Origin of the sequence: Allobosea sp. MMO-172, assembly GCF_037147855.1 — a bacterium.
GTDB lineage: Bacteria > Pseudomonadota > Alphaproteobacteria > Rhizobiales > Beijerinckiaceae > Allobosea.
In genome coordinates this window covers 20,392-45,582 of the sequence record NZ_JBBCUM010000024.1, presented here as the reverse complement: position 1 = coordinate 45,582, position 25,191 = coordinate 20,392, and the positions used below count along the sequence as shown (strand labels likewise).

Sequence of the window (25,191 nt, the reverse complement as noted above, 5' to 3'; positions counted from 1 at the left end):
CGGCCGGCCAGCCGGACCAGGCATACCGCTTCCGCGGAACCACACAACAATACCAAAACTCAAACAGACAATTCCGGGGCTTCGCAAAGCGAAGAACCCGGAACCCACGACTGGGTGAGCCATCGCAGCCGAACACTTGATGTTTCACCCAGTCGTGGGTTCCGGGTTCGCGCCTGTGGCGCGCCCCGGAATGACAATGGTGGTTGTGACAGGAACGATGCGGTTGCCGTCATGCTCGCCCTTGTGGCGAGCATCCATGTCTTGAATACGATCTTCAACCGGCGAAGACGTGGATGGTCGGGACAAGCCCGACCATGACGGATGGGGATATCCCAACGCGGCTCCACTGATCGCCAGCCTCTGCATCGAATCGTCGGTAGGATTTCATTAACCGTTGCGCCCGGTTCGCACGGCCCGCTTCCCTATCGACATTGACGAGAACAAATAGTGAACTAATATGAACTTATCGCGAACACAGGAGGTTCTCATGACTGCAGCGCGTAAATTCGCCGCCGGCCTTGCCGAGATCGCCTCGCTCGGCGTCTTCCTCGGCATGATCTGGCTCTGGGCAGCGATCCTCTCCGGCCCGCATGTCTGAAGACGGCAGGAGCCATCCACAGATGGAGGCTCAAGGCCTCGACGACGGCCTCGCCCAGGACGCATAAGAAGGATCGGGTGCGGACGAGTCGCCTGTGCGGCGACAGGAGTGGGACATGAGCAGGGAAGCTGGCGAGGCGCGCGTTCTCCAGGAGATCGGCTTCGTCCACCTGCATGTCCATTCGAGCTATTCGCTGCTCGAAGGCGCGATGACGATCGCGACGCTCGCCAAGATGGCGGTGGCCGACGGCCAGCCGGCCCTGGCACTGACCGATACCGACAATCTTTTCGGCGGCCTCGAATTCTCGGAGAAGCTGGCGGGCTCCGGCCTGCAGCCGATCGTCGGCGTGCAGCTCTCCGTCGATTTCGCCGATGAGGGCGAGGGCAGCCGCAAACCGGCGCAGCCGCAGCGCCTGCCGCATATCGTCCTGCTCGCCATGGACGAGGCCGGCTACGGCAACCTGATGAAGCTCGTCAGCGAGGCGGCGCTGGCGACCGGCGGTTCCGGCCAGCCCGTGACCACGATCGAGCGCCTCGCCGCCTATCATTCCGGCCTGGTCGCGCTGACCGGCGGGCAGGGCGGGCCGATCGACGTCGCCATCCGCCTCGGCCAGCTTCCGCAGGCCGCTTCACGCCTCGCGACGCTCGCCGGCATCTATGGCGATCGGCTCTATGTCGAGATCCAGCGCCATGGCGGCGACGGCGAGGCGGCGCGGGAAGCCCACCTCCTGCGCCTCGCCTACGACGCCGATCTGCCGATCGTCGCGACCAACGAGCCCTTCTTCGCCAAGCCGGCCGATTTCGACGCGCATGACGCGCTGCTGGCAGTGGCGGAAGGCCGCCTCGTCTCGGACGGTACGCGCCGGCGCGTCTCGCCGGAGCATTACTTCGCCTCGCGCGCCGAGATGAAGAAGCGCTTCGCCGACCTGCCGGAGGCGCTGGCGAACACGGTCGAGATCGCGATGCGCTGCCACTGGCGCGTCTCGACCCGCAAGCCGATCCTGCCGCGCTTCGGCGAGGAAGGTCGCGACGAGGCCGAGGAGCTTCAGGATCAGGCCCGCGCCGGCCTCTCCGCACGCCTCGACAAGCACGGCCCGGCCGACGGCTTCACCGTCGAGGATTACGAGAAGAGGCTCGATTTCGAGCTCTCGATCATCACGCGGATGAAGTTCCCGGGCTACTTCCTGATCGTCTCGGACTTCATCAAATGGGCAAAGAACCATGACATTCCGGTCGGTCCGGGCCGCGGCTCGGGCGCGGGCTCGCTCGTCGCCTATGCGCTGACCATCACCGATGTCGATCCGCTGCGCTTCGGCCTGCTCTTCGAGCGCTTCCTCAATCCAGACCGCGTCTCGATGCCCGACTTCGACATCGACTTCTGCCAGAACCGGCGAGAAGAGGTGATCGACTACGTCAAGCACCATTACGGCCAGGAGCGCGTCGCCCAGATCATCACCTTCGGCACGCTGCTCGCCCGCGGCGTGCTGCGCGACGTCGGCCGCGTGCTGGAAATGCCCTATGGCCAGGTCGACAAGCTGACCAAGCTCGTGCCGCAGAACCCGGCCAAGCCGATCTCGCTGAAGGATGCGATCGAGGGCGAACCCAAGCTGCAGCAGGCGGCGGAGGAGGAGCCGATCGTCGCGCGCCTGCTCGAAATTGGCCAGAAGCTGGAAGGGCTTCATCGCCATGCTTCGACCCACGCCGCAGGCGTGGTGATCGGCGATCGGCCGCTCGAGCAGCTCGTCGCGCTCTCGGTCGATCCGCGCACCGGCATGCGCGTCACCCAGTTCAACATGAAATGGGTCGAGCAGGCCGGACTGGTGAAGTTCGACTTCCTCGGCCTGAAGACGCTGACCACGCTGACGACCGCGGTGAAGCTCATCGCCCAGCGCGATATCCAGATCGATCTGGCGCAACTGCCTTTCGACGACCCGACCACCTACGCCATGCTGGCGCGCGGCGAGACGGTCGGCGTGTTCCAGGTGGAATCGGTCGGCATGCGCAAGGCGCTGGTCGAGATGAAGGCCGACCGGATCGAGGACCTGATCGCGCTGGTGGCGCTCTACCGGCCGGGCCCGATGGACAACATCCCGACCTATTGCCGCCGCAAGCTCGGGCTGGAAGACCCGACCTATCTCCATCCCGGAATGGAGCCCTATCTGCGCGAGACCCACGGCATCATCGTCTACCAGGAGCAGGTGATGCAGGTGGCGCAGGCGCTCTCGGGCTATTCGCTCGGTGAGGCGGACCTGCTGCGCCGCGCCATGGGCAAGAAGATCAAGGCGGAGATGGACGCCCAGCGCGACCGCTTCGTGAAGGGCGCGATCGAGGGCGGCATCAAGAAGGACATCGCCTCCGAGATTTTCGATCTGCTGGCGAAGTTCGCCGATTACGGCTTCAACAAGAGCCACGCGGCGGCCTATGCCATCGTCGCCTTCCAGACCGCCTATCTCAAGGCGAATTACCCGGTCGAGTTCCTCGCGGCGTCGATGACGCTCGACATGGGCAATACCGACAAGCTCTCGGAATTCCGCCGCGATGCCGAGCGGCTCGGCATCAAGGTCGAGCGGCCGGCGATCAACCAGTCCGGCGTCGAGTTCGACGTGGCCGACGGCAAGATCTTCTACGCGCTCGGCGCCATCAAGGGCGTTGGCACGGCGGCGGTGGAATCGCTGGTGGCGGCGCGGCAGGCCAATGGCCCGTTCCGCGATCTCGCCGATCTCGCCCGCCGCATCGACACAAGGCTGGTCAATCGCCGCACGCTGGAAGCGCTGATTGCCGCCGGCGCGCTCGATGAGCTGGAGGCGGATCGCGCCCGCGCGGTCGCTGCGCTCGACGGCATGCTGGCGCTTTCCAACCGCACCCGCGACGAGGCGGCAGCCGGCCAGTTCGACCTGCTCGGCGGCGGCGTGGTGCAGGAGGCCTTCCGCATCCCGCAGGTCGAGCCCTGGGCTCCGGCCGAGAAGCTCAAGCGCGAGCACGAGGCGGTCGGCTTCTTCCTCTCCGGCCACCCGCTCGACGATTACGAGCATGTGCTGAAGCGCCTGCGGGTGCAGCGCTATGCCGATTTCGCCCAGACCGTGCGCGTCAATGGCACCGGCGTCGGCAAGGTCGCGGTCTCCGTCATCGACAAGTCGGAACGGCGCACCAAGTCGGGCTCCAAGATGGGCATCGTTAACCTCTCCGATCCGAGCGGTCAGTTCGAGGCTGTGCTGTTCTCGGAAGGGCTGATGAAGCTGCGCGACCTGCTGGAGCCAGGCAGGGCGCTGGTGCTCCGGCTGTCGGCCGTGCTCGACGGCGAAGAGGTGCGCCCGCGCATCGAGGATGCAGAGGAACTGGACGGGCTCGCGGCGCGCCAGAAGCAGGATCTCGTCGTCTATCTGCGCGACGACAAGGCGGTGGCCTCGGTTGCCGAGCGCATCCGCCCGCGCGAGGCGACGCGTGCCGAGGGCAAGGTCTCGATCATCATGATCATCGATGACGGTGCCCAGGAGGTCGAGATCGAATTGCCCGGCAAGTTCCCGGTCAACCAGCAGATCGCCAATGCCGTGCGGGCTGCGCCTGGCGTGGTCGATGTCCGGCTGCAATAGGAGCTGAGCCGATGGCCGACGACCGGACCGTGCTGCTCGTCGTCGACGTCCAGAACGATTTCTGTCCGGGCGGCAGCCTTGCCGTGCCGGATGGCGACGCGGTCGTGCCGATCGTCAACGCGCTCGGACGCCGCTTTCGCCATGTCGTGCTGACGCAGGACTGGCATCTGGCCGGCCACGCCTCCTTCGCCTCCAGTCACCCCGGTCGCAAGCCCTTCGAGATGGTCGAGCTGGCCTATGGCCCGCAGGTGCTCTGGCCGGATCATTGCGTGCAGGGTACGGCGGGCGCCGCCTTCCATGCCGGGCTCGATCTGCCTCATGCCGAGGCGGTGATCCGCAAGGGCTATCGTCAGGGCATCGACAGCTATTCGGGCTTTATCGAGGCTGATCGCCAGACGCGGACGGGACTGGAGGGCTATCTGTGCGAGCGCGGCATCGCGAAGGTCGTCATTGCCGGGCTCGCGACGGATTTCTGCGTTAGCTGGACGGCGCAGGATGCCGCGCGCGCCGGTTTCGAGACCATCGTCGTCGAGGATGCCTGCCGCGCGATCGATCTCGACGGCTCGCTCGATCGGGCCTGGGCCGAGATGGCCGCAGCCGGGATCGAGCGGGTCTCGGCCGCGACCCTGATGCCCTGAGGCCTGAGCCCGGTTTCAGGCCGCCGGCTTGAGCTGGGCCTGGACGCGATCGCGTCCGAGCCGCTTGGCGCGGTAGAGCGCTTCGTCGGCCTCGACCAGAAGGTCGTCGAGCTCGCGCCCGCCGAGCGCGACCTCGGCCACGCCGATGCTGAGCGTCGGCTGCAGCCCGATCTCGGCGAGATCGGAGACCTTGTCGCGGAAGGCGCCGCGCAGGCGCTCCGCCACCCGCACAGCTTCCCGGACGCCGATATCGGGCAGGATGATCGCGAATTCGTCGCCGCCTTGCCGGGCCAGGATGTCGGTGCTGCGCAACTGCTCCTGCACGGCGGTGGCGAAGAGGCGCAGGATACGGTCGCCCTCGGCGTGGCCGAGCGTGTCGTTGAGCTGCTTGAAATGGTCGATGTCGATGAGCAGGAGCGCGGCCCGCTGCTCGCCGCGCGCCTGCCGCGCCAGCCACTGTTCGAGACCGGAGCGGTTCATCGCCCCGGTCAGCGGGTCGCGCCGGGCGAGCGTCGCCAGAATCCGGTTGCTGCGTTCGGCCGCTAGTAGCAGCAGCGCCTGGCCTCTCAGGATGACGAAGGCGACGCCGGTCGCGGCGAGCCAGCCTGTCGCTCCCGAATCGGTGGGGAAAAGCGTCGTGCCGACCTGATCCAGCGCCGCCAGTGTGATGCGCCCGGCATAGATCACCACGGTGGGCATGAACAGCGCAGCCAGAAGCCAGGCCGAACGCAAGCGCTCCTGCCGGCCGAGCCGGACGGCTTCGCGCACGATCGCGGCGTCGCAGAGCGCCATCACCGTCGCCACGACCATGACGCGCGTCGAATAGCCCTCCGTTCCCGGCGAGAGTGCGAGCAGAGCCCAGATGCCCAGGAGCACCACACCGAAGCCGAACCAGTTGAGCTCGCGGCCGGCGAAATTGCGGATGCCGAAGAGCAGCAGCAAGCAGCCGGCCAGCATGATGGTGTTGGCGAATTCGATCGAGACGATATCGGGAATCGTGCCGCGGAAGGCCGCGCCGAGCAGGCCGGCGCCGATGCACAGACTGCTGACGCCCCACCAGACCGGGCTGCGGGTGAAGCGGCCGGTGGCGAAGGTCATCAATTGCAGCGCGCCGATGATGAAGCAGGTCAGCGCGCCGGTGACGAAGATGGTTCTCAGGTCGAGGGTCACGCCGAATCCGGCCTCCGATCGCCGTCCTGTCGGGGCGACCCGGGTTGTTCGACCCGGCCGCACGCGCTAGGCAGGTGACGGTGGGGGGGAGAGCATCTTGGCATGCTTGAGAACATGATAGCCTGAGGATATTCCCCATGACCTTTTATAAGTCGTTGATGGCCGCCACTGCGGTTGCATTTTTGGGCTCCGTGGCCCCGTCCTTCGCCCAGACCCAGGCCGATCAGCTCAAGGTCGCCTATCAGGCGGCCCGCAATCAGCTCGGCATTCTCGGCTATTGCGCCGACAAGGGCTTCACCGACACGGCCGCGGCCGATGTCCAGAAGAAGCTGATCGCGATGATCCCGGTGCCGGCCGATGTCAGCGGCGGCGATGCCGCCGAAGCCGCCGGCCGCAAGGGCACGATCTCGGCCATGGGCATGGAGCAGAACATCGAGGCGATCGCCAAGGCGATGAACGGCACGCCGGCGAGCTATTGCAAGCAGATCGGCGATCTCGTGAAGCAGATGGGCGCCAAGCTGCCGCAATAAGGCTTAGGCCCGGCATTCTGCCGGGGGGATAGTTGTGGATGGGCCCATGCGGTATCCGCATGGGCCTCATCATGCCGCGCATCCGGCTTTCCCGGCCCAGGCGGCTTGCAATACGGCGCCATCCCCTGTAAGGCGCAGCCCATCCCACATGGAGTGCATCGCCTCGATCTCCCGAGGCGTTCCGGTGACGCGGCAGCTCATGCCCTGTTCATTCGCGCTCCAGAGGTTCAACCGGAAGGACTAGAACACCATGGCTCTGCCTGATTTCTCCATGCGCCAGCTCCTCGAGGCCGGCGCCCATTTCGGCCACCAGGCCCATCGCTGGAACCCCAAGATGTCCCCGTACATCTTCGGCGTCCGCAATAACATCCACATCCTCGACCTGTCGCAGTCGGTGCCGATGCTGCACCGCGCCCTGCAGGCCGTGTCGGACACCGTCGCCCGTGGCGGCCGCGTCCTCTTCGTCGGCACCAAGCGCCAGGCGCAGGACGCCATCGCCGATGCCGCCAAGCGTTCGGCCCAGTATTACGTCAACTCCCGCTGGCTCGGCGGCATGCTGACCAACTGGAAGACCATCTCGGCTTCGATCCAGCGCCTGCGCAAGGTCGACGAGCTGCTCAACGGCGGCGGCACCGGCCTGACCAAGAAAGAGCGCCTGATGCTGTCGCGTGAGCGCGACAAGCTCGAGAAGGCTCTGGGCGGCATCAAGGACATGGGTGGCACGCCGGACATGATCTTCGTGATCGACACCAACAAGGAGCAGCTGGCGATCAAGGAGGCTCAGCGCCTCGGCATCCCGGTCGCCGCGATCGTCGACTCGAACTCGGATCCGGACGGCATCACCTTCCCGGTCCCGGCCAATGACGACGCCGGCCGCGCCATCCAGCTCTATTGCGATCTGATCGCCCGCTCGGCGATCGACGGCATCGGCCGCGCCTCGGGCGACCAGGGCATCGATGTCGGCGCCGCCGAGGCGCCGGTCGTCGAGGAAGCTCTCGAGACCGCTTCGGGCGCCTTCGAGACGCTGACCACCCCGCGTGGCGCTCCGGACGACCTGACCAAGCTCTCGGGCATGGGCCCGGACGCGGTCCAGAAGCTGAACGACGGCGGCATCTACCACTTCTGGCAGATCGCTGCGATGACCCCGGCCGACGTGACCAAGATCGACCACGACCTGAAGCTCGGCGGCAAGATCGACCGCGAGGGCTGGGTCGCCCAGGCTCGCGACCTCGCCGACGCGTAATTCGGTTGCGATTGCGGCGCGTCATCGGCGCGTCGCAATCGGGCCTCTCGATTGACGCCGGCTTCTAGACGTTAAGAGGACGCGCCGACGGCCGGAAACGGAGCGTCGGCGTTTCCCCATGCAGGCGTCCGCATCACTCCGATCCGCGGCCGGCCTCCGGGCCCGCGCCGCACCGACAGCAAGGACAAGACAGATGGCAGCGATCACCGCCGCGATGGTGAAGGAACTCCGCGACAAGACCGGCGCGGGCATGATGGATTGTAAGACCGCCCTCTCGGCGACCGACGGCAACATGGAAGCCGCCGTGGACTGGCTGCGCGCCAAGGGCCTGTCGAAGGCCGCCAAGAAGGCCGGCCGCGTCGCCGCCGAGGGCCTCGTCGCCGTTACCGTGCAGGGCAATGAAGGCGTCGTCGTCGAGGTCAACTCCGAGACCGACTTCGTCGCGCGCAATCCGGAATTCCAGGCGCTCGCCAAGACCATCGCCGATGTCGCGCTGGAGCGCGGCGGCGACGTCGAGGCGCTGCTCGGCCATCACTATCCGGGCGGCGGCTCGGTGCAGGACGCCATCGCCAACGCCATCGCCACGATCGGCGAGAACATGACGTTGCGCCGCGTCGCCTCGCTCAAGGTCTCCTCGGGCGTGATCGGCTCCTATGTCCACGGCGCGATCACTGAGGGCCTCGGCAAGATCGGCGTCATCGTCGCGCTCGAGTCGACGGCTAAGTCGGATGAACTCGCCGCGCTCGGCCGCCAGCTCGCCATGCATGTCGCCGCGACCAACCCGGTCGCTCTCGACCTCGCTTCGGTCGCCCCGGAAGTCCTGGAGCGCGAGAAGGCGATCCTGGCCGAGAAGAATGCCGGCAAGCCCGAGCACGTCCTCGCCAAGATCACCGAGAGCGGTCTGAAGAGCTATGCCAAGGAATATTGCCTGCTCGAGCAGGCCTATATCCATGACGGCTCCAAGTCGGTCTCGCAGGTCCTCAAGGAGATCGAGGGCAAGGTCGGCGCTCCCGTGAAGCTCACCGGCTTCGCCCGCTTCGCGCTCGGCGAGGGCATCGAGAAGGAAGAGCAGGACTTCGCGGCCGAGGTCGCTGCCGCCGGCGGCACCACGGGCTGACAAACTCCGCCAAAGCATTTTCGAGCGAAGTGGATACCGGTTCGCGTGAAGAAAATGCGGTAAGACAAGAATGACAGAAAGGCCGCGCATCGCGCGGCCTTTTTTGTAGGAAGATAGGGTTGCGTCGAATCGCGGCCGGCCCCCAGCTAGACGGAGAGACATCGATGAGACCCCAACGCGTTCTCGTGAAGCTCTCTGGTGAAGCTCTGGCCGGCCCTGTCGGAAACGGGCTCGACGGCGTCACGCTGACGGCGCTCGCGGCCGATATCGCCCATGCCTCGCGCGAGGGCGTCGAGATCGGCATCGTCGTCGGCGGCGGCAACTTCTTCCGCGGCGTCCAGGGCCTGAACAAGGGGCTCGACCGCACGACCGCCGATTCGATCGGCATGCTCGGCACGGTCATGAACGCGCTGGCGCTGGAGCATTCGATCGAGGCGGCCGGCGCCCCGGCCCGCGCCATGTCGGCGGTGCCGATGCCCTCGCTCTGCGAGAGCTATGCCCGCAAGCGCGCGCTCGACCATCTCAGCAACGGCAAGGTCGTCATCCTCGGCGGCGGCACAGGCAACCCGTATTTCACCACCGACACGGGTGCTGCGCTGCGCGCGGCCGAGCTCGGCTGCAGCCATCTCCTCAAGGCGACGCAGGTCGACGGCGTCTATAGCGCCGATCCGAAGAAGGACCCGACCGCGACCCGCTACGACACGCTGACCCATGAGGACGCGATCAAGCGCGACCTCAAGGTGATGGACACGGCCGCCTTCGCGCTCGCCCGCGACGCGAGCCTGACCATCGTGGTCTTCTCGATCGCCGAGCCCGGTATGCTGGCAGCCGTCCTGCGCGGCGAGGGCAGGGCGACCTACGTCACGCCTTGAGGCGCTTGCCTCAATAGGTCTTCCACAGGCCGGGCGTCGTCAGTTCGAGGAGATGCCCGTCCGGATCGCGGAAATACAGGCTCGTGCCGCCGCGCTCCCATTGCATCCGCCCTTCGATGGCGATGTCGAGTTCCTTCAGCCGGGCCTCCCAGGCCGGGAGGCCATCGGCATCGATCGCGAAGGCGATGTGGAGCGGCCCGCTGCCGTCATGCGGGGGGATGGTGCCTCCCGCCGAGGCTTGCGTCTGCAGCGAGGCGCCGCGCTGGAACAGCAGCAGCACGTTCGCGCCGCCGACATCATAGGCGAAGAGCGTCTTCGTCTTGAGCAGCGGCGCGAGGCCGAGCTTGTCCTCGTAGAAGGTGCGGGCGCGGTCGAGATCGTCGACATAGAGCGCGGTCTCGACGATGCGGTTGAGGCGAGGCACGTCTTTTCTCCACGGTTCCTTGCGGCCGGTGCTGGCCGGCGGGCGGGCTGGTCTCTAGGATGAGATGGGCATCCATGGGCCGCGAACCAGCGGCTTGCGCCGCCAGCCGGCCATGATCTGCCCGCATCGACGCTTTTCCCTTGCTCATCGCAGGGGAAAATGCTGTTCGAACATGTCAATCTTGACCCTGCGCGGCCGCCCCGCCATGGTCTCGCCGATTTTGAATTACCTGCAAGGTCCCGATTGAAATGGCCCAGACGACGTTCGACCTCGCCGACATCAAGCGCCGCATGGCCGGTGCGGTGCAGTCCTTCAAGGGCGATCTCGCCTCGCTGCGCTCCGGCCGCGCCTCCGCTAACATGCTCGACCCGATCATGGTCGAGGCCTATGGCGCTCGCACCCCGCTGAGCCAGCTCGCCACGGTCTCCGTGCCGGAGCCGCGCCTGCTCAGCGTTCAGGTCTGGGACCGCTCGATGGTCAATGCCGTCGACAAGGCGGTGCGCGAATCCGATCTCGGCCTCAACCCGCAGACGGAAGGCCAGGTCCTGCGCATCCGCATCCCCGAGCTGAACGAGCAGCGCCGCAAGGAGATGGTCAAGGTCGCGCATAAATATGCCGAGGAGGCCAAGATTTCCGTGCGCCATGTCCGCCGCGACGGCATCGACGTGGTCAAGAAGCTGGAGAAGGACGGCGACATGACCAAGGACGACGCCGCGCGCAATTCCGACCTCGTCCAGAAGGCGACCGACCAGCACATCGCCGAGATCGACCAGGCGCTTGCGGCGAAGGAAAAGGAAATCCTGCACGTCTGACGTCCCGCGCGGGAGATATCCCGCGCTCCTTCGGCCGAGGCCGAGCGAGGCTCATCCGCATGTCATCCGGTCAGCGCGACGCAGATGTGTCCAACCCGGCCCATGTCGCCATCATCATGGACGGCAACGGGCGCTGGGCGCAGATGCGCGGGCTGCCGCGGCAGGAGGGCCATCGCCGCGGGCTGGAGGCGCTGCGCCGTACGGTGCGCAATGCCGGCGATCTCGGCATTCGGTATCTGACGCTCTACAGCTTCTCGACCGAGAACTGGCGCCGCCCCTATGCGGAAGTCTCCTTCCTGATGGGGCTGCTCAAGCATTTCGTCGAGAAGGATCTTGCCGAGCTTTCCGCCGCCAATGTCCGGGTGCGGATCATCGGCAGCCGCGACGATCTGGCGGCCGATCTGCGCCGCCTCGTCGAGCATGCCGAAACCAGCACGCGCAACAATACCGGGCTCGTGCTGGTGATCGCCTTCAATTACGGCTCCCGCGACGAGATCATCCGCGCGACGCGCCGGCTGGCGGCCGAGGCTGCGGCCGGGCGGATCGATCCGGCCGCGATCGACGAGGCCGCGATCGCCGGCCAGCTCGACACCCACGACATTCCCGATCCCGAATTGGTGATCCGGACCTCGGGCGAGACCCGCATATCGAACTTCCTGCTCTGGCAGGCGGCTTATGCCGAGTTCATCTTCGCCCCGGTGATGTGGCCCGATTTCGACCGCGCCGCTTTCGAGGACGCGCTCGCGCAGTATCGCCAGCGCGACCGCCGCTTCGGCGGATTGTCCACGCCCTCCGATCGCAGCGTGGGCGTCGCGTGAATGCGCCGTCTCCCTCCGCGCCGCGCGCCAACTCGGAGCTGAAGCTCAGGGTCGCATCGGCGCTGGTGCTTGGCGCGCTGATCCTGCTCGTCACGCTCTGGGGCGGCTGGCCGTTCCGGCTGGTCTGGATTCTCGTTGCCGGGCTCGTCGCCTACGAATGGCTGGCGATCATCGGCCGCGGCAATGCGATCCCTGCCGGTATCGGCGTGGTCGTCGCCGGCCTTGCGCTGACCTACTCCCCGGCAAGCCCCGCCGCGCTCGCGGGCACCGCGGCAGCGGCAGCGCTCCTTGGTGCGCTTGCGACGCCTTTCGTCCGCTCGCGGCTGGCGCTTGAACTCTGCGGCGTCGCCTATGCGCTCGCCTTCGCGCTGGTCACGCCGGCCTTGCGCGATCTCCCGGGGATCGGGCTCGCCCTGATCCTGTGGAGCTTCGCGGTCGTCTGGCTGACCGACATCGCCGCCTATTTCACCGGCCGCAAGCTCGGCGGACCGAAGCTGATGCCGGCGGTGAGCCCGAAGAAGACCTGGTCGGGCGCGATCGGCGGCGCCGTCGCCGGCATGGTCGGCGGCTATCTCGTCTGGCGCCTGATGCCTTCGCTGCAGGGCGTGACGGCGGCCGGGCCGGTCGTCGCCGCCTCGCTCGCGGGCTCTATCGTCAGCCAGGCGGGCGATCTGTTCGAATCCTCCCTCAAGCGCCGCTTCGACGCCAAGGATTCGAGCAAGCTCATCCCCGGCCATGGCGGTTTCCTCGATCGGCTCGACGGCTATTGGGCGGTGCTGGTGCTCGCCGGCTTCGCGCTCTTCGCCCTGCATCTCAACGTCTGATCCCGATGCCCCTGCGCAGCGTCACGCTTCTGGGAGCGACCGGCTCCGTCGGACGTTCGGTCCGCGATATCGTCGCCGAGAATCCCGAGCGGCTCTCGATCGCGACAGTGGTCGGTGGCCGGGATGCGCAGGCGCTCGCCCGGACCGCGATCGAGGTTGGCGCATCCTTCGCCGCGCTCGCTGACGCGGCTGGCGGCGAGGCGCTGAAGCAGGCGCTGTCCGGCACCGGAATCGCGAATGGAGCAGGGCGCTCCGCGGTGCTGGAAGCGGTCGACCGGCCGGCCGATATCGTCGTCAGCGCGATCTCGGGTGCGGCTGGGCTGGAGGCGACCTTCGCCGCGCTTCAGCCGGGACGGACGATCGCGCTCGCCAACAAGGAGAGCCTGGTCTGTGCCGGGGCGGCGGTGATGGCGCGGGCGGCCGAGGTCGGCGCCCGCCTGCTGCCGCTCGATTCCGAGCATAACGCCCTGTTTCAGGTGCTCGGTAGCGAGCCGCTCTCGTCGGTCCGGAGCATGACGCTGACAGCCTCGGGCGGGCCGTTTCGGACCTGGAGCGCCGAGCAGATCGCGGCGGCGACGCCTGATCAGGCGCTGAAGCACCCGAACTATGCGATGGGCGCCAAGATCACGATCGATTCCGCCAGCATGATGAACAAGGGGCTGGAGCTGATCGAGGCCCGCTTCCTGTTCGACCTGCAGGCGGGCCAGCTCGACGTGCTCGTCCATCCCCAGCAGATCGTCCACGGCCTGGTGACCTTCCGCGACGGCTCGGTCAGCGCCGGCATGGCGGTGCCGGACATGCGGGTTGCCGCCGCGCATTGCCTCGGCATCGACGGGCGCCTCGGCGCGCCGCCGCCACGCTTCCTCGACCTCGCTCTGGCCGCGCCGCTCTCTTTCGAACGGCCCGATCTCGTTCGGTTCCCGGCATTGGGGCTCGCCATGGCCGCCTTGCGCGAAGGCGGAGCGATGCCTGCGGTGCTCAACGCCGCCAACGAGGTTGCGGTCGCTGCCTTCTTGGAGGGGCGGCTCCGCTTTCCCGATATCGCGGCTCTGGTGGAGGTGGTCTGCGCAGCCACTCCCGGCGGATCGGAAGCTCCGGGCGATGTCGCGGAGGCGCTCGCCATTGACCACGATTCGAGACGGAGGGCCGCCTCGCTCTTGTCGCAAGCACGGTTCACTGTCACCTAAAGACCGACATTGCATCGGACCGAAAAGTGGAATCCACTTTTCGGACAAATCCGATGCAGCACCAATCAGCTAGATCATCGTGATTGTGTCCGATAGGACACGCGATGATCTAGGACCCTTGGGGGAATAGTTTCATGGAATTCGCAGCGTCGCTCTGGAACGCCGGGCAATTCGTGCTCGGCTATCTGCTGCCGTTCCTGTTCGTTCTCACCATCGTCGTCTTCGTCCACGAACTCGGGCATTTCCTGGTCGGCCGCTGGTGCGGCGTCGACGTCAAGACCTTCTCGATCGGCTTCGGCCGCGAGATATTCGGCTTCAACGATCGGCATGGCACGCGCTGGCGCTTCGCGTTGATCCCGCTCGGCGGCTACGTCAAGTTCTCCGGCGATGCCGATGCGTCCAGCGCCCCTGACGATGCCGCGGTCAGCCGGATGTCGGCGCAGGAGCGCGCGCGCTCCTTCCCGGCGCAGTCCCTCGGCGAGCGGGCGGCGATCGTCGCCGCCGGCCCGATCGCGAATTTCCTGCTGGCGATCCTGATCTTCGCCGGCTCGGCCTTCTTCTTCGGCAAGCAGGTGCTGATCCCGCGCGTCGACGCGGTGGTCGCGGGCAGCGCGGCGGAAAAGGCCGGGCTGAAGACGGGCGACATCGTGATCGCCATCGACGGCCAGAAGGTCGCCAGCTTCTCCGACATGCAGCGCATCGTCTCGACCCGGCCCGAAGAGCGCCTCGAGATTTCGATCGAGCGCGACGGCGGCACGGTGACCTTGCCGGTCACGCCGACCCTGACGGAGATGAAGACCCAGCTCGGCACGCAGCGGATCGGTGTCATCGGCGTCAGGGCCTCGCCGCGCCCGGAGGACTGGAAGGTCCAGCGATTCGGATTGCTGGAGTCCACCCAAGCCGGTTTCGTCGAGACCTGGTTCGTCGTGACCCGGACTTACGACTACCTCGCCAAGCTGCTGACGGGGCGTGAATCGACCGATCAGCTTTCGGGCCCGATTCGGATCGCGCAGGTCTCGGGCATCGTCGCCTCGAATGGCGGGCTGCTCGGGCTGATCAACCTCGCCGCGATCCTTTCGGTATCGATCGGCCTGATGAATCTCGTGCCGGTGCCGATGCTCGATGGCGGACACCTGCTGTTCTATCTCTACGAGGCGCTCCGTGGCCGGCCGCTGAGCCCGCGTGCGCAGGAAATCGGTTTCCGGGTCGGCCTCGCCCTGGTGCTCATGCTGATGCTGTTCGTGACCTGGAACGATATCGTCCACGTTCGCGGGATGCTCTGAAACCGCTTGCGGCGCCACGCTTTGCGGCGGAAAAACGGCATGTTGCGTGGCCCTCCGGCAACGAGATTTCTAAAAACGCTTTATTAACGATGATCGCGGTTTGCACCCTGCTGGAAACTTTGTAGAAGCGATTGAACCGCAATGTCCCCGTGCTGCCGTCGTGAGATGGTGGTCCCCGCTTGGGGTGGTGACCAGAGAGATGGAATAGGCGACCCGATGACGTCGACCCAACAGAGCCGGACGATCAAGCTGCGGCTCTCTCGATCGATCGGACTTTCGGCTTTGATGCTGGCCGTGAGTGGTGGTGTAGCGTTCGCGCAGGCCGTGGTTGTCCACGGCAACCGGCGTGTCGATGCGGAGACGATCCGCTCCTACGCGGCTGGCCGCGAGAACACGCAGGAGATTCGCGAAAGCCTGATGGCGACCGGTCTGTTCAGCAATGTTCAGGTCAACCGCCGCGGCTCGCAGATCGTCGTCTCCGTCCAGGAGCAGGGCGGCACGGTCAACCGCGTCGCCTTCGAAGGCAATCGCAAGCTGAAGAGCGACCAGCTGGCGCAGGTCGTGCAGTCGCGCGCCGGCGCCCCGGTCAGCCAGGCGCTGATGAATTCCGACGTGGAGCGTCTGCGCGAGGCCTATCGGCGGGTCGGTTACGGCCTGTCTTCGGTCAGCGCGCGCCTCGCGCCGCTGCCGAACGGCCGCCAGGATCTCGTCTTCACCATCAACGAGAGCGGCAAGACCGGCATCAAGTCGATCAACTTCACCGGCAACCAGGCCTATTCGGCCGGGCGTCTGCGCGGGTTGATGACCTCGACGGAGTCGAACTTCCTGAGCTGGATCAAGACCTCCGACGTCTATGATCCGGACCGGATCAATTCCGACATGGACCTGATCCGCCGCTTCTACCTGAAGAACGGCTATGCCGATTTCCAGATCACCAATAGCGCGGCCCGCTTCGACGATGCGGCCGGCGGTTGGGTCGTCGACATCCAGGTCGAGGAAGGCCAGCGCTATCAGGTCGGCAATGTCACGGTCGATTCCGCGCTGCGCGATGTCGACGCGGGGGCCCTGCAGCGCTATGTCGCGACTTCGACGGGCGATACCTACAATGCCGAGGCGGTCGAGAAGTCGCTGGTCGCGCTGACCACCGAAGTGGCGCGCCGCGGCCATGCCTTCGCCCAGGTTCGCCCGCGCGGCGATCGCGATGCCGCCGGTCGCATGATCGGCATCACCTATGTCATCGATGAAGGCCCGCGGGTCTATGTCGAGCGCATCAACGTGCGCGGCAACACCCGTACGCGTGACTATGTCGTCCGCCGCGAGCTCGATCTCGGCGAAGGCGATGCCTATAACAAGGTCATGGTCGATCGCGCCGAGCGTCGCTTGAACAATCTCGGCTTCTTCAGCAAGGTCCGCATCACCAACGAGCCGGGCTCCGCTCCGGATCGCGTGGTCGTCAATATCGATGTCGAGGACAAGGCGACCGGCTCGTTCTCGATTGCCGGCGGCTACTCGACCGCGGACGGCGTCATCGGCGAAATCTCGCTGTCGGAATCGAATTTCCTGGGCCGTGGCCAGTTCGTCCGCATCGCCGGCACGATGGGTGAACGGACGCAGGGCATCGATTTCTCGTTCACCGAGCCCTATTTCCTGGGTTATCGCGTGGCGGCCGGCTTCGACCTGTTCTCGAAGTTCAACGACAACTACAATACGGGCCGTTTCGAGAGCCGCGTGACCGGTGGTCAGGTGCGCTTCACCTTCCCGATCACGGAAGAGTTCTCGATCACGCCGCGGTACTCGCTCTACCAGACCGAGATCGATATCCCGAACGAGATCAACCGCCCCTATAACGACTGTTCGTATTTCAACGCTCCCGCGACCACGCCGTATAACTGCGTGACCAACGGCGAGGCGACGGTCGCGGTCAAGGAAGCCCAGGGCACGACCCTGACTTCGCTGGTCGGCCTGAACTTCAACTACAACTCGCTCGACAGCAACCAGAACCCGCGCAACGGTTTCATGGCTGAACTGAAGCCGGAATTCGCCGGTCTCGGTGGCGATTCGAAGTTCTTCCGCATCTCGGCCGATGCCCGCTACTATCGCGAGATCTTCGACGACGTCGTCGGCTTCCTGCGCGTCCAGGGCGGTCACGTCCAGGCGACCAGCGGCAACCTGCGCATGGTCGATCACTACTTCCTCGGCCCGTCGCTGGTGCGTGGTTTCGCGCCCTCCGGCATCGGTCCGCGCGACGTGCTGAACGATCCGACGGCCAACGCGGTTGGCGGTACGAGCTATTTCGGCGGCACCATCGAGGTGCAGTTCCCGATCTGGGGCCTGCCGCGCGATGTCGGCCTGCGCGGCGCGCTCTTCGCCGATGCCGGTACGCTGTTCAACTACGACGGCGGCTCGAAGTCGGTGGCCTTCGACTGCCCGGCCGGTTCCGAGGCACGCCAGTACAACGTCGTCACTGGCGGCGCCCAGTCGAATATTGGCTGTATCCGCGACAAGAACATCCTGCGTTCGTCGGTGGGCGCCAGCTTGCTCTGGCAGTCGCCGCTCGGACCGATCCGGTTCGACTACGCTTATGCTCTGACCAAGGATGACGGTCAGTGGGGCACCAACCCGCAGACGGGTATCGTCGGCAAGTACGGCGGCGACCGTCTCCAGGCCTTCCGCTTCTCGGGCGGCACCCGCTTCTGACGTAGGTGGGGTGTAGCATCGGCCCGAAAAGCGGCTTCCGCTTTTCGGGGGCTCCGATGCGATAACAGGGGCGATCGCCGGTTTTGCGTCCGCAGGGCGTGTGGCGATCCCGCCCGTTTCGGACCGGATCATGGCAGAGCCCGTTTTCTTTCCCTTCGCGACCTCGCTGGACTTCGGCGAGGTCGCAAGCATTTCAGGCGGAACCTTGCCGGACGGTGTCGAACCGACCCGCAAGCTCGACGGCGTCGCCGCCCTCGAAACGGCCGGCCCGGCCGATCTCGCCTATATGGACAATCCCAAATACACGGAGGCGCTCGCCGCGACCAAGGCGGGCCTGTGCCTGGTTTCGCCGCGCTTCGCCGATCGCGTTCCGGCCGGTACGGTGGCCTTGATCTCGCCGGCGCCCTACCACGCCTTCGCGAAGGTGATGGCGCGCTGTTTCCCGAGCGCGCTGAGGCCTGAATCGATCTTCGCTTCGCAGGGCGTCGCGCCCGGCGCGATCGTCCATGCCACTGCCGTTCTCGAAGCGGGCGTGACGGTCGATCCAGGCGCCGTGATCGGCCCCGGTGCCGAGATCGGCGCCGGCACCGTGGTGGCCTCGCATGCCGTCATCGGCCCGCAGGTGCGGATCGGACGCAACTGCTCGATCGGGGCGGGCAGCACGATCCAGGCCTCGCTGATCGGCAACCGCGTCATCATCCATCCCGGCGCCCGGATCGGGCAGGACGGCTTCGGTTTCGCGATGAGCCCGAAGGGGCACATGAAGGTGCCGCAGATCGGCCGCGTCATCATCCAGGACGATGTCGAGATCGGCGCCAACAGCACGATCGACCGTGGCGCCAGCCGTGACACGGTGGTCGGTGAGGGCACCAAGATCGATAACCTCGTCCAGATCGGCCATAACTGCGTGATCGGGCGCCATTGCGTGATCTGCGCGCAGACCGGTCTCGCGGGTTCTTCCACGCTGGAGGATTTCGTGGTGCTCGGCGGCCAGGTCGGGCTTGCCGGTCATCTCGTCATCGGCGCCGGCGCTCAGATCGCGGCGCAGAGTGGTGTCGCCGGCGATGTCCCGCGCGGCGCGCGCTATGGCGGCTATCCGGCCCAGCCCGCGCTCGGCTGGGCGCGCGAGACGGCGCTGCTCAAGACGCTGGTCGCCAATCGCGGCAAGAAGCCCGGCGCAGCACAGGAGTGACCCGGCGTTTCCACTGCCGGATCGGCGCTTTCTATCGCGAATGCTGAGAATTTTGTTGCCGAACCCGCTCCGTTTCCGGCAAAGCGGCGGAAGGCTTTGAAAACGTGGCGGGTTGCAGGGGCGTTGCCTGCTTCCGGTTACTAAAATGAGTGCAAGGCGCTGCCCGGCGAAGGCACGCGGGAGAAGACAGACCATGAGCGAGGCGACGACGGCACTGGGTGTGATCGACATCCAGAAGATCATGGCCAGCATCCCACATCGTTATCCGTTTCTGCTGGTCGATCGCGTCGTCGAGATCGACGGCGATACGTCCGGCGTGGGCATCAAGAACGTGACGGTCAACGAGCCGCAGTTCACCGGCCATTTCCCGGAGCGGCCGGTGTTTCCGGGCGTTCTGATGATCGAGGCCATGGCCCAGACGGCCGGTGTCCTGGTCGTCAACGCGCGTGGCCCGGACGAGAAGGCGGTCCAGACCGTCCTCTTCACCACGATCGACAAGGCGAAGTTCCGCAAGCCGGTCACGCCGGGTGACCAGATCCGCTTCCACCTCACCAAGCTCGCTCGCAAGCGCAATATCTTCTTCTACCGCGGCGAGGCGCGCGTCGATGGCGTGCTCGTGGCCGAAGCCGAAATCTCGGCGATGGTCGTTTGAGCGTTGAGCCGGTTCAGGATCAGGACAGCGCCTCGATGAGCGTTACTATCCACCCCATGTCGCTGGTCGACCCGAAGGCCCGGCTGGGCGCGGGCGTGAAGATCGGGCCTTTCTGCGAAGTCGGCCCCGATGTCGTGCTCGGCGAAGGCGTCGAGCTCGTCAGCCATGCCGTCGTTGCCGGCCGCACCACGATCGGTGCCCGCACGCGCATCTTCCCCTTCGCCTCGATCGGCCATCCGCCGCAGGACCTGAAATACCGCGGCGAGCCCTCGACCCTTTCGGTCGGCGAGGATTGCCTCATCCGCGAGGGCGTGACGATGAATCCCGGCACCGAGGGCGGTGGCATGGAGACCGTCGTCGGCAATCGCTGCGCCTTCCTGGCGAACTCGCATGTCGGGCACGATTCCAAGATCGGCAATAATGTCGTGTTCTCCAACAACGCGATGTGCGCCGGCCATGTCACGGTCGGCAACTTCGTCATCGTCGGCGGCGGCGCCGGCCTGTTGCAGTTCATCCGGATCGGCGACCATGCCTTCATCGGTGGTGGCGCCGGTGTTACCAGCGACGTCATTCCCTTCGGCCTCGTGCGTGACAACCCCGGCCACCTGGCCGGGCTCAACTTGATCGGGTTGAAGCGGCGCGACTTCAGCCGCGAGCAGATCAACGAGTTGCGCCGCGCCTATCGTCTGCTCTTCGCCGACGAAGGCACGCTGGCGGAGCGCGTCGAGGACGTCGCGGCGGAGTTCTCGAAGCAGCCGCTGATCGAAGAAATCCTGAACTTCATCAGGGAAGGCGGCGGCAAGCCGCTCTGCACGCCGCGGGATGCTGCCGCAGCGGAGCGGTGAGCGCCAATCCGCAAGGAGCGGCGCGCGGCCCGCTCGCGATGATCGCGGGGAGCGGCGATTACCCGCTCCAGCTCGCGCGCATCGTGACCGAGGGCGGCGAGCGGCCCTATATCGCGGCGCTCGACGGCGCCGCCGATCCTGCGTCCTTCGGTGAGGGCGCGGATGTCCAGACATACCGGCTGGGTCAGCTCGGCAGCCTGCTCGAAGAGCTTCGCCGCCGGGGGATCGCCGATATCGTCATGCTGGGCGCCTTGCCGCGGCCGAGCTTCGGCTCGCTGCGGCCGGAAGTCTCGACGCTGAAATACCTGCCGCATTTCGCCAAAGCCTTTCAGGGCGGGGACGACCACCTGCTGCGCGGCGTCGTCCGCTTCTTCGAGATGCAGGGCTTTCGCGTCCATGGGCCGGCGGGTATCGCGCCCGAGATGACCGCGCCCACGGGGGCGCTCGGTCGCAAGCAGGTCAATCCCGAGCAACGGGCCGAGCTCGAGCGCGGCTTCTCGCTGCTGGCGACGCTTTCGCCCTTCGATGTCGGACAGGCGGCGATCCTGGCCGATCACCGCGTGGTCGCGATCGAGGCCGCCGAAGGCACGGATGCGATGATCCGGCGCGTGGCCGATCTGGTGGCGCGCGGACGGCTCAAGATCGGCAAGGGCGACGGCTTTCTGGTGAAGGTGCCGAAGACCGGGCAGGACCTGCGCGTCGACATGCCGGCGATCGGCCCGGATACGTTGCGCAACATCGCCGAAGCCGGGCTTTCCGGCATCGGCGTCCGGGCCGGCGCGGTTCTGGTCGGCGACCGCGTAGCGCTGGGCCGGCAGGCGGATCAGCTGGGCCTCTTCGTCGAGGGCTTTCCCTGATGCGGCCCTTCCGGCTGGCAATCATCGCGGGCGAGGCCTCAGGCGATGCCCTGGCGCTGCGCTTCCTCGCTGCCTTGCGCGAGCGCATGGGCGATCGTCCGATCGAGCTTTGCGGCGTGGGCGATCACGGCCTGCCGGAGGCCGGTCTCAAAACGCTGTTTCCCCAGACCGATATCGCGGTGATGGGCTTCGGCCCGGTGATCGCGCGCCTGCCCTTGCTGCTGCGGCGGATGGAAGATGCGGCGCGCGGCATCGCCGCGTTCCAGCCCGACCTGCTGCTGACGATCGACAGCCCGGATTTCTGCCTGCGCGTCGCAAAGAAGGTGAGGGCACGCGCGCCCTCCATCCCGATCGTGCACTGGGTCTGCCCCAGCGTCTGGGCCTGGCGTTCCGGCCGGGCGCGCCGCATGGCGCCGCATGTCGACCGCATCCTGGCTCTGCTGCCGTTCGAACCGGCAGCGCTTGCGCGGCTGCATGGCCCCGAGACTGTCTATGTCGGCCATCCGCTGATGGAGCGGTTGGCCGAGATGCGCCCCGACGCCGATGCGCAGCGCCGTCGCGACGATGCCGGGCAGCCAACGATTCTCGTGCTACCCGGCAGCCGGCGCTCCGAGATCCACCACCTGATTCCGGTTTTCGGCGAGACGGTCGCGAAGGTCGCAGCAATGGCGCCGGGCGCGCGCTTCGTGTTGCCGGCCGTGCAGCGGCTGCAGCCGATGATTGCCGAGGCGATGGCTCATTGGTCCGTCAAGCCGGAGATCGTCACCGGCGAAGCGGCCAAGCTCGCGGCGTTCCGCGAAGCCCGTGCCGCGCTGGCAGCCTCGGGGACCGTGACGCTGGAGCTCGCCCTGTCGCAGATACCGACCGTCGCGGCTTATCGCGGCGCCGGCTGGGAGGCTTTCCTGGCGCGGCGCCTCGTCAAGCTGCCGAGCGTCATCCTGCCCAACCTGATCCTCGGGCGGAGCGTCGTTCCCGAATTCATCCAGGAAGAGGCGACCGCCGACGCGCTGAGCGGCCAGCTGCTTGCCGCGATGGCCGAAGGCGGCAAGCGTCAGGAACAGCTCGACGGCTTCGCCGAGGTCGAGACGATCATGCGCTCGGCCGGGCCGAGCCCGGCGGCGAACGCGGTTGCCGCGGCTCTCGAACTGGTCGCCTCGCGGAGCGGCCGCGAGGCGACGCAGGCCTGAGCCGGCTTACGGGCGCTTACTCGACGACCGCGCCCGACGCCTTGGCGATCGGCGCCCATTTGGCGAGCTCGACCTTGACGTGCTCGCCGAGCTGCTCCGGCGTCGAGCCGACGATATCGGCGCTGACGTCGTTGAGCTTCTTCTTGACGTTCTCGTCCTTGAGGGCCTGGTTCGCGGCCTGATTGATCTTCTCGACGATCGGGCGCGGCATGTTGGCCGGGCCGAACAACGCGTTCCAGGTATAGGTCTCGTAGCCGGCAAGGCCGCCTTCGGCGATCGTCGGCAGATCCGGGAAGGAAGAGACGCGCTCCTTCGTGGTGACGCCGATCGCGCGCAACTGGCCGCTCCGGATGAAGCCGGCAGAGGAGGGCAGGTTGTCGAACATGATCGGTACCGCGCCCGCGACCACATCGTTCAGGGCAGGTCCGGCGCCGCGATAGGGTACATGGTTCATCTGGACGCCGCCGAGCGACTTGAACAATTCGCCCGAGAGATGCAGCGGCGTGCCGACGCCGGAGGAGGCGTAGGAGTACTTGCCCGGATTGGCCTTCAGCACCTCGATGACCTCCTTCACCGTCTTGGCCGGGAAGTCCGGATGAACGACCATGACGTTCGGCACGATCGCGAGCAGGTTGATCGGGGTGAAATCCTTCACGGCGTCGAATGTCACCGTCTTCAGGATCGCCGGATTGAGCGCATGGGTCGAGATGGTGCCGAGCAGGAGCGTGTAGCCGTCAGGCTGGGCCCGGGCGACGGCGGTGGAGCCGATATTGCCGCCGGCACCGGCCCGGTTCTCGATCACCACGCTCTGGCCGAGGATCTCGCCCATCTTCTGGCCGACGAGCCGGGCGACGATATCGGTCGAGCCGCCGGCGGCGAAGGGGACGATCAGGTTGATCGGGCGGCTGGGAAAATTGGCCTGTGCGCGTGCTTGCGTGCCGGCGAGGCCGGCGGCGCCGGCCGCGATGAGGAAGGAGCGGCGGTCGAGAAAGCGGCTTTCGGTCATGAACGGATCTCCGTGGAAAGAGGCAATTCTAGACGGACGCGCCAGCGGATCACTCGCCCCGCTCTGATCAATCATCGGAAACAATAAGGGCGCGGTGGAGACCACCGCGCCCTCACAGACATTCGAGCTTTCGCCGGGATCAGCGACGGCCGATCGGGGTGTAGTCGCGCTGCGGCGAGCCGGTATAGAGCTGGCGCGGGCGGCCGATCCGCTGGGACGGATCCTCGATCATTTCCTTCCACTGGGCGATCCAGCCGACCGTGCGGGCGACGGCGAAGAGCACGGTGAACATCGAGGTCGGGAAGCCCATCGCCTTGAGGGTGATGCCCGAATAGAAGTCGATATTCGGGTAGAGCTTCTTCTCGATGAAGTACTCGTCGGAGAGCGCGATGCGCTCCAGCTCGACGGCGACGTCCAGCAGCGGGTCGTCCTTGATGCCGAGCTCGTTGAGCACCTCATGCGTGGTCTTCTGCATGATCTTGGCGCGCGGATCGTAGTTCTTGTAGACCCGGTGGCCGAAGCCCATCAGGCGGAACGGATCGTTCTTGTCCTTCGCCTTGGCGATGTATTTCGGGATGTTGTCGACCGAGCCGATCTCCTCGAGCATCTTGAGCGCCGCCTCGTTGGCGCCGCCATGGGCGGGGCCCCAGAGGCAGGCCGTGCCGGCCGCGATGCAGGCGAAGGGATTGGCGCCCGAGGAACCGGCGAGACGGACCGTCGAGGTCGAGGCGTTCTGCTCGTGGTCGGCGTGCAGGATGAAGATGCGGTCGAGCGCGCGCGACAGCACCGGATTGACCTTGTACTCCTCGGCCGGCACCGCGAAGCACATGCGCAGGAAGTTCGAGGTGTAGTCCAGCGAGTTCAGCGGATACACGAAGGGCTGACCGACCGAGTACTTGTAGGCCATAGCGGCCAGCGTCGGCACCTTCGCGATCATGCGCATCGAGGCGATCATGCGCTGATGCGGGTCCGAGATGTCGGTCGAGTCGTGATAGAAGGCCGACATGGCGCCGATCGAGGCGACCATCACCGCCATCGGGTGCGCGTCGCGGCGGAAGCCCTGGAAGAAGCGGGCCATCTGCTCGTGCACCATGGTGTGGCGCGTGATGCGATAATCGAAATCGGCCTTCTGGGCGGCCGTCGGCAGTTCCCCGTAGAGCAGCAGGTAGCAGGTCTCGAGGAAGTCGCCATGCTCGGCGAGCTGATCGATCGGGAAGCCGCGATAGAGCAGGATGCCCTGGTCGCCGTCGATATAGGTGATCTGCGACTCGCAGCTCGCCGTCGAGGTGAAGCCGGGATCATAGGTGAACATGCCCGTTTGGGCGTAGAGCTTGGCGATGTCGATGACGGCGGGGCCGACCGACCCCTCCTTGATCGCCATGTCGACGGTCTTGTCGCCGACCTGGAGCTGGCTGTTACTTCCGCTCATCGATACCGATCCTTTCAAGGCTCGCTGCTGTTCAGCCCCGGTTTCGCCTCTCCGCGCTTTCGCGCCGGGCATCTCGCATCCGAAGGCCGCGATGTGACGGGCGCATGTCGAAAGGAGATGGGAAGAGGCGGTCCATGTGACTGATTTACAAGCAATATTCGTGCCCGCCGCGCTGGCGCGCTGCAATGCACTTGCGCGTCACTAGACCATTTGCGCAGTGC

21 protein-coding genes are annotated in these 25,191 nt (G+C 66.4%); 17 read left to right on the top strand and 4 right to left on the bottom strand.

The genetic code is table 11. From position 1 onward, the window contains the following. Window positions 1-713 precede the first annotated feature (713 nt). Window positions 714-4,187, top strand: a complete 3,474-nt coding sequence (dnaE, locus tag WFK61_RS24580) for a DNA polymerase III subunit alpha (RefSeq protein WP_336814683.1) — start codon at window positions 714-716, stop codon at window positions 4,185-4,187. Window positions 4,188-4,198: 11 nt separating this feature from the next. After that, window positions 4,199-4,825 carry a bifunctional nicotinamidase/pyrazinamidase gene (gene pncA, locus WFK61_RS24575; protein ID WP_336814682.1) on the top strand — a complete coding sequence of 209 codons (627 nt, stop codon included), beginning with the start codon at window positions 4,199-4,201 and terminating at the stop codon, window positions 4,823-4,825. Between the two features lie 15 nt (window positions 4,826-4,840). On the opposite strand, the gene WFK61_RS24570 is transcribed toward pncA, so the two are convergent. Beyond that, entirely contained in the window at window positions 4,841-5,995 is a 1,155-nt protein-coding gene (locus WFK61_RS24570) for a GGDEF domain-containing protein (RefSeq protein ID WP_336814681.1), read from the bottom strand. A gap of 137 nt (window positions 5,996-6,132) precedes the next feature. Here WFK61_RS24570 and WFK61_RS24565 point away from each other — a divergent pair, with 137 nt between their 5' ends. The 4 genes from WFK61_RS24565 (at window position 6,133) to pyrH (ending at window position 9,757) form a co-directional block, all read left to right on the top strand. Then, the gene (locus WFK61_RS24565) at window positions 6,133-6,525 is read left to right on the top strand and encodes a pore-forming ESAT-6 family protein (RefSeq protein WP_336814680.1); all 393 of its coding nucleotides are present in this window, start codon (window positions 6,133-6,135) and stop codon (window positions 6,523-6,525) included. 250 nt (window positions 6,526-6,775) lie between these two features. Continuing rightward, window positions 6,776-7,768, top strand: a complete 993-nt coding sequence (locus WFK61_RS24560; protein ID WP_336814679.1) for a 30S ribosomal protein S2 — start codon at window positions 6,776-6,778, stop codon at window positions 7,766-7,768. A gap of 193 nt (window positions 7,769-7,961) precedes the next feature. Beyond that, window positions 7,962-8,885: a translation elongation factor Ts gene (gene tsf / locus WFK61_RS24555; protein WP_336814678.1), complete on the top strand. Its 924-nt coding sequence runs from the start codon at window positions 7,962-7,964 to the stop codon at window positions 8,883-8,885. 164 nt (window positions 8,886-9,049) lie between these two features. Further along, the gene (gene pyrH, locus WFK61_RS24550) at window positions 9,050-9,757 is read left to right on the top strand and encodes a UMP kinase (protein WP_265059236.1); all 708 of its coding nucleotides are present in this window, start codon (window positions 9,050-9,052) and stop codon (window positions 9,755-9,757) included. Window positions 9,758-9,767: 10 nt separating this feature from the next. Here the strand turns inward: pyrH and WFK61_RS24545 are convergent, their stop codons facing one another. Next, window positions 9,768-10,181, bottom strand: coding sequence for a VOC family protein (locus tag WFK61_RS24545; RefSeq protein WP_336814677.1), 414 nt, complete (start codon window positions 10,179-10,181; stop codon window positions 9,768-9,770). Between the two features lie 248 nt (window positions 10,182-10,429). Between WFK61_RS24545 and frr the strand changes: the two genes are divergently transcribed. The 11 genes from frr (at window position 10,430) to lpxB (ending at window position 22,535) form a co-directional block, all read left to right on the top strand. Then, complete coding sequence (gene frr, locus WFK61_RS24540; RefSeq protein WP_336814676.1) at window positions 10,430-10,993, top strand: ribosome recycling factor; 564 nt, start codon at window positions 10,430-10,432, stop codon at window positions 10,991-10,993. A 59-nt stretch (window positions 10,994-11,052) separates the two neighbouring features. After that, window positions 11,053-11,811, top strand: a complete 759-nt coding sequence (locus WFK61_RS24535) for an isoprenyl transferase (protein WP_336814675.1) — start codon at window positions 11,053-11,055, stop codon at window positions 11,809-11,811. Then, window positions 11,808-12,635: a phosphatidate cytidylyltransferase gene (locus tag WFK61_RS24530; RefSeq protein ID WP_336814674.1), complete on the top strand. Its 828-nt coding sequence runs from the start codon at window positions 11,808-11,810 to the stop codon at window positions 12,633-12,635. The genes WFK61_RS24535 and WFK61_RS24530 overlap by 4 nt, the downstream gene beginning before the upstream one ends. Before the next feature lie 5 nt (window positions 12,636-12,640). Then, complete coding sequence (dxr, locus tag WFK61_RS24525; RefSeq protein ID WP_336814673.1) at window positions 12,641-13,822, top strand: 1-deoxy-D-xylulose-5-phosphate reductoisomerase; 1,182 nt, start codon at window positions 12,641-12,643, stop codon at window positions 13,820-13,822. Between the two features lie 134 nt (window positions 13,823-13,956). Then, the gene (gene rseP, locus WFK61_RS24520; protein ID WP_336814672.1) at window positions 13,957-15,105 is read left to right on the top strand and encodes an RIP metalloprotease RseP; all 1,149 of its coding nucleotides are present in this window, start codon (window positions 13,957-13,959) and stop codon (window positions 15,103-15,105) included. Window positions 15,106-15,321: 216 nt separating this feature from the next. Then, window positions 15,322-17,802: an outer membrane protein assembly factor BamA gene (gene bamA, locus WFK61_RS24515; RefSeq protein WP_442896371.1), complete on the top strand. Its 2,481-nt coding sequence runs from the start codon at window positions 15,322-15,324 to the stop codon at window positions 17,800-17,802. 130 nt (window positions 17,803-17,932) lie between these two features. Beyond that, window positions 17,933-18,994 (top strand): UDP-3-O-(3-hydroxymyristoyl)glucosamine N-acyltransferase, encoded by a 1,062-nt coding sequence (gene lpxD / locus WFK61_RS24510; protein WP_336814671.1) that lies wholly within the window; start codon window positions 17,933-17,935, stop codon window positions 18,992-18,994. A 193-nt stretch (window positions 18,995-19,187) separates the two neighbouring features. Continuing rightward, window positions 19,188-19,646, top strand: coding sequence for a 3-hydroxyacyl-ACP dehydratase FabZ (gene fabZ, locus WFK61_RS24505; RefSeq protein WP_336814670.1), 459 nt, complete (start codon window positions 19,188-19,190; stop codon window positions 19,644-19,646). Window positions 19,647-19,681: 35 nt separating this feature from the next. Further along, window positions 19,682-20,491, top strand: coding sequence for an acyl-ACP--UDP-N-acetylglucosamine O-acyltransferase (gene lpxA / locus WFK61_RS24500; protein WP_336814669.1), 810 nt, complete (start codon window positions 19,682-19,684; stop codon window positions 20,489-20,491). Beyond that, the gene (locus WFK61_RS24495; protein WP_336814668.1) at window positions 20,488-21,348 is read left to right on the top strand and encodes an LpxI family protein; all 861 of its coding nucleotides are present in this window, start codon (window positions 20,488-20,490) and stop codon (window positions 21,346-21,348) included. Before lpxA ends, WFK61_RS24495 begins: the two co-directional genes overlap by 4 nt. Then, the gene (gene lpxB, locus WFK61_RS24490) at window positions 21,348-22,535 is read left to right on the top strand and encodes a lipid-A-disaccharide synthase (RefSeq protein ID WP_336814667.1); all 1,188 of its coding nucleotides are present in this window, start codon (window positions 21,348-21,350) and stop codon (window positions 22,533-22,535) included. Before WFK61_RS24495 ends, lpxB begins: the two co-directional genes overlap by 1 nt. Before the next feature lie 16 nt (window positions 22,536-22,551). Here the strand turns inward: lpxB and WFK61_RS24485 are convergent, their stop codons facing one another. Beyond that, complete coding sequence (locus WFK61_RS24485) at window positions 22,552-23,541, bottom strand: Bug family tripartite tricarboxylate transporter substrate binding protein (RefSeq protein WP_336814666.1); 990 nt, start codon at window positions 23,539-23,541, stop codon at window positions 22,552-22,554. A 139-nt stretch (window positions 23,542-23,680) separates the two neighbouring features. Next, the gene (gene gltA / locus WFK61_RS24480; protein ID WP_336814665.1) at window positions 23,681-24,970 is read right to left on the bottom strand and encodes a citrate synthase; all 1,290 of its coding nucleotides are present in this window, start codon (window positions 24,968-24,970) and stop codon (window positions 23,681-23,683) included. Window positions 24,971-25,191: the final 221 nt, after the last annotated feature.

Coding starts and splice junctions, on each gene's coding strand:
- WFK61_RS24535 (WP_336814675.1), top strand. CDS start 11,053: ATGTCATCCGGTCAGCGCGACGCAGATGTGTCCAACCCGGCCCATGTC.
- rseP (WP_336814672.1), top strand. CDS start 13,957: ATGGAATTCGCAGCGTCGCTCTGGAACGCCGGGCAATTCGTGCTCGGC.
- fabZ (WP_336814670.1), top strand. CDS start 19,188: ATGAGCGAGGCGACGACGGCACTGGGTGTGATCGACATCCAGAAGATC.
- tsf (WP_336814678.1), top strand. CDS start 7,962: ATGGCAGCGATCACCGCCGCGATGGTGAAGGAACTCCGCGACAAGACC.
- pyrH (WP_265059236.1), top strand. CDS start 9,050: ATGAGACCCCAACGCGTTCTCGTGAAGCTCTCTGGTGAAGCTCTGGCC.
- bamA (WP_442896371.1), top strand. CDS start 15,322: ATGACGTCGACCCAACAGAGCCGGACGATCAAGCTGCGGCTCTCTCGA.
- dnaE (WP_336814683.1), top strand. CDS start 714: ATGAGCAGGGAAGCTGGCGAGGCGCGCGTTCTCCAGGAGATCGGCTTC.
- dxr (WP_336814673.1), top strand. CDS start 12,641: ATGCCCCTGCGCAGCGTCACGCTTCTGGGAGCGACCGGCTCCGTCGGA.
- WFK61_RS24560 (WP_336814679.1), top strand. CDS start 6,776: ATGGCTCTGCCTGATTTCTCCATGCGCCAGCTCCTCGAGGCCGGCGCC.
- WFK61_RS24565 (WP_336814680.1), top strand. CDS start 6,133: ATGACCTTTTATAAGTCGTTGATGGCCGCCACTGCGGTTGCATTTTTG.
- lpxA (WP_336814669.1), top strand. CDS start 19,682: ATGAGCGTTACTATCCACCCCATGTCGCTGGTCGACCCGAAGGCCCGG.
- frr (WP_336814676.1), top strand. CDS start 10,430: ATGGCCCAGACGACGTTCGACCTCGCCGACATCAAGCGCCGCATGGCC.
- pncA (WP_336814682.1), top strand. CDS start 4,199: ATGGCCGACGACCGGACCGTGCTGCTCGTCGTCGACGTCCAGAACGAT.
- WFK61_RS24485 (WP_336814666.1), bottom strand. CDS start 23,541: ATGACCGAAAGCCGCTTTCTCGACCGCCGCTCCTTCCTCATCGCGGCC.
- gltA (WP_336814665.1), bottom strand. CDS start 24,970: ATGAGCGGAAGTAACAGCCAGCTCCAGGTCGGCGACAAGACCGTCGAC.
- lpxB (WP_336814667.1), top strand. CDS start 21,348: ATGCGGCCCTTCCGGCTGGCAATCATCGCGGGCGAGGCCTCAGGCGAT.
- lpxD (WP_336814671.1), top strand. CDS start 17,933: ATGGCAGAGCCCGTTTTCTTTCCCTTCGCGACCTCGCTGGACTTCGGC.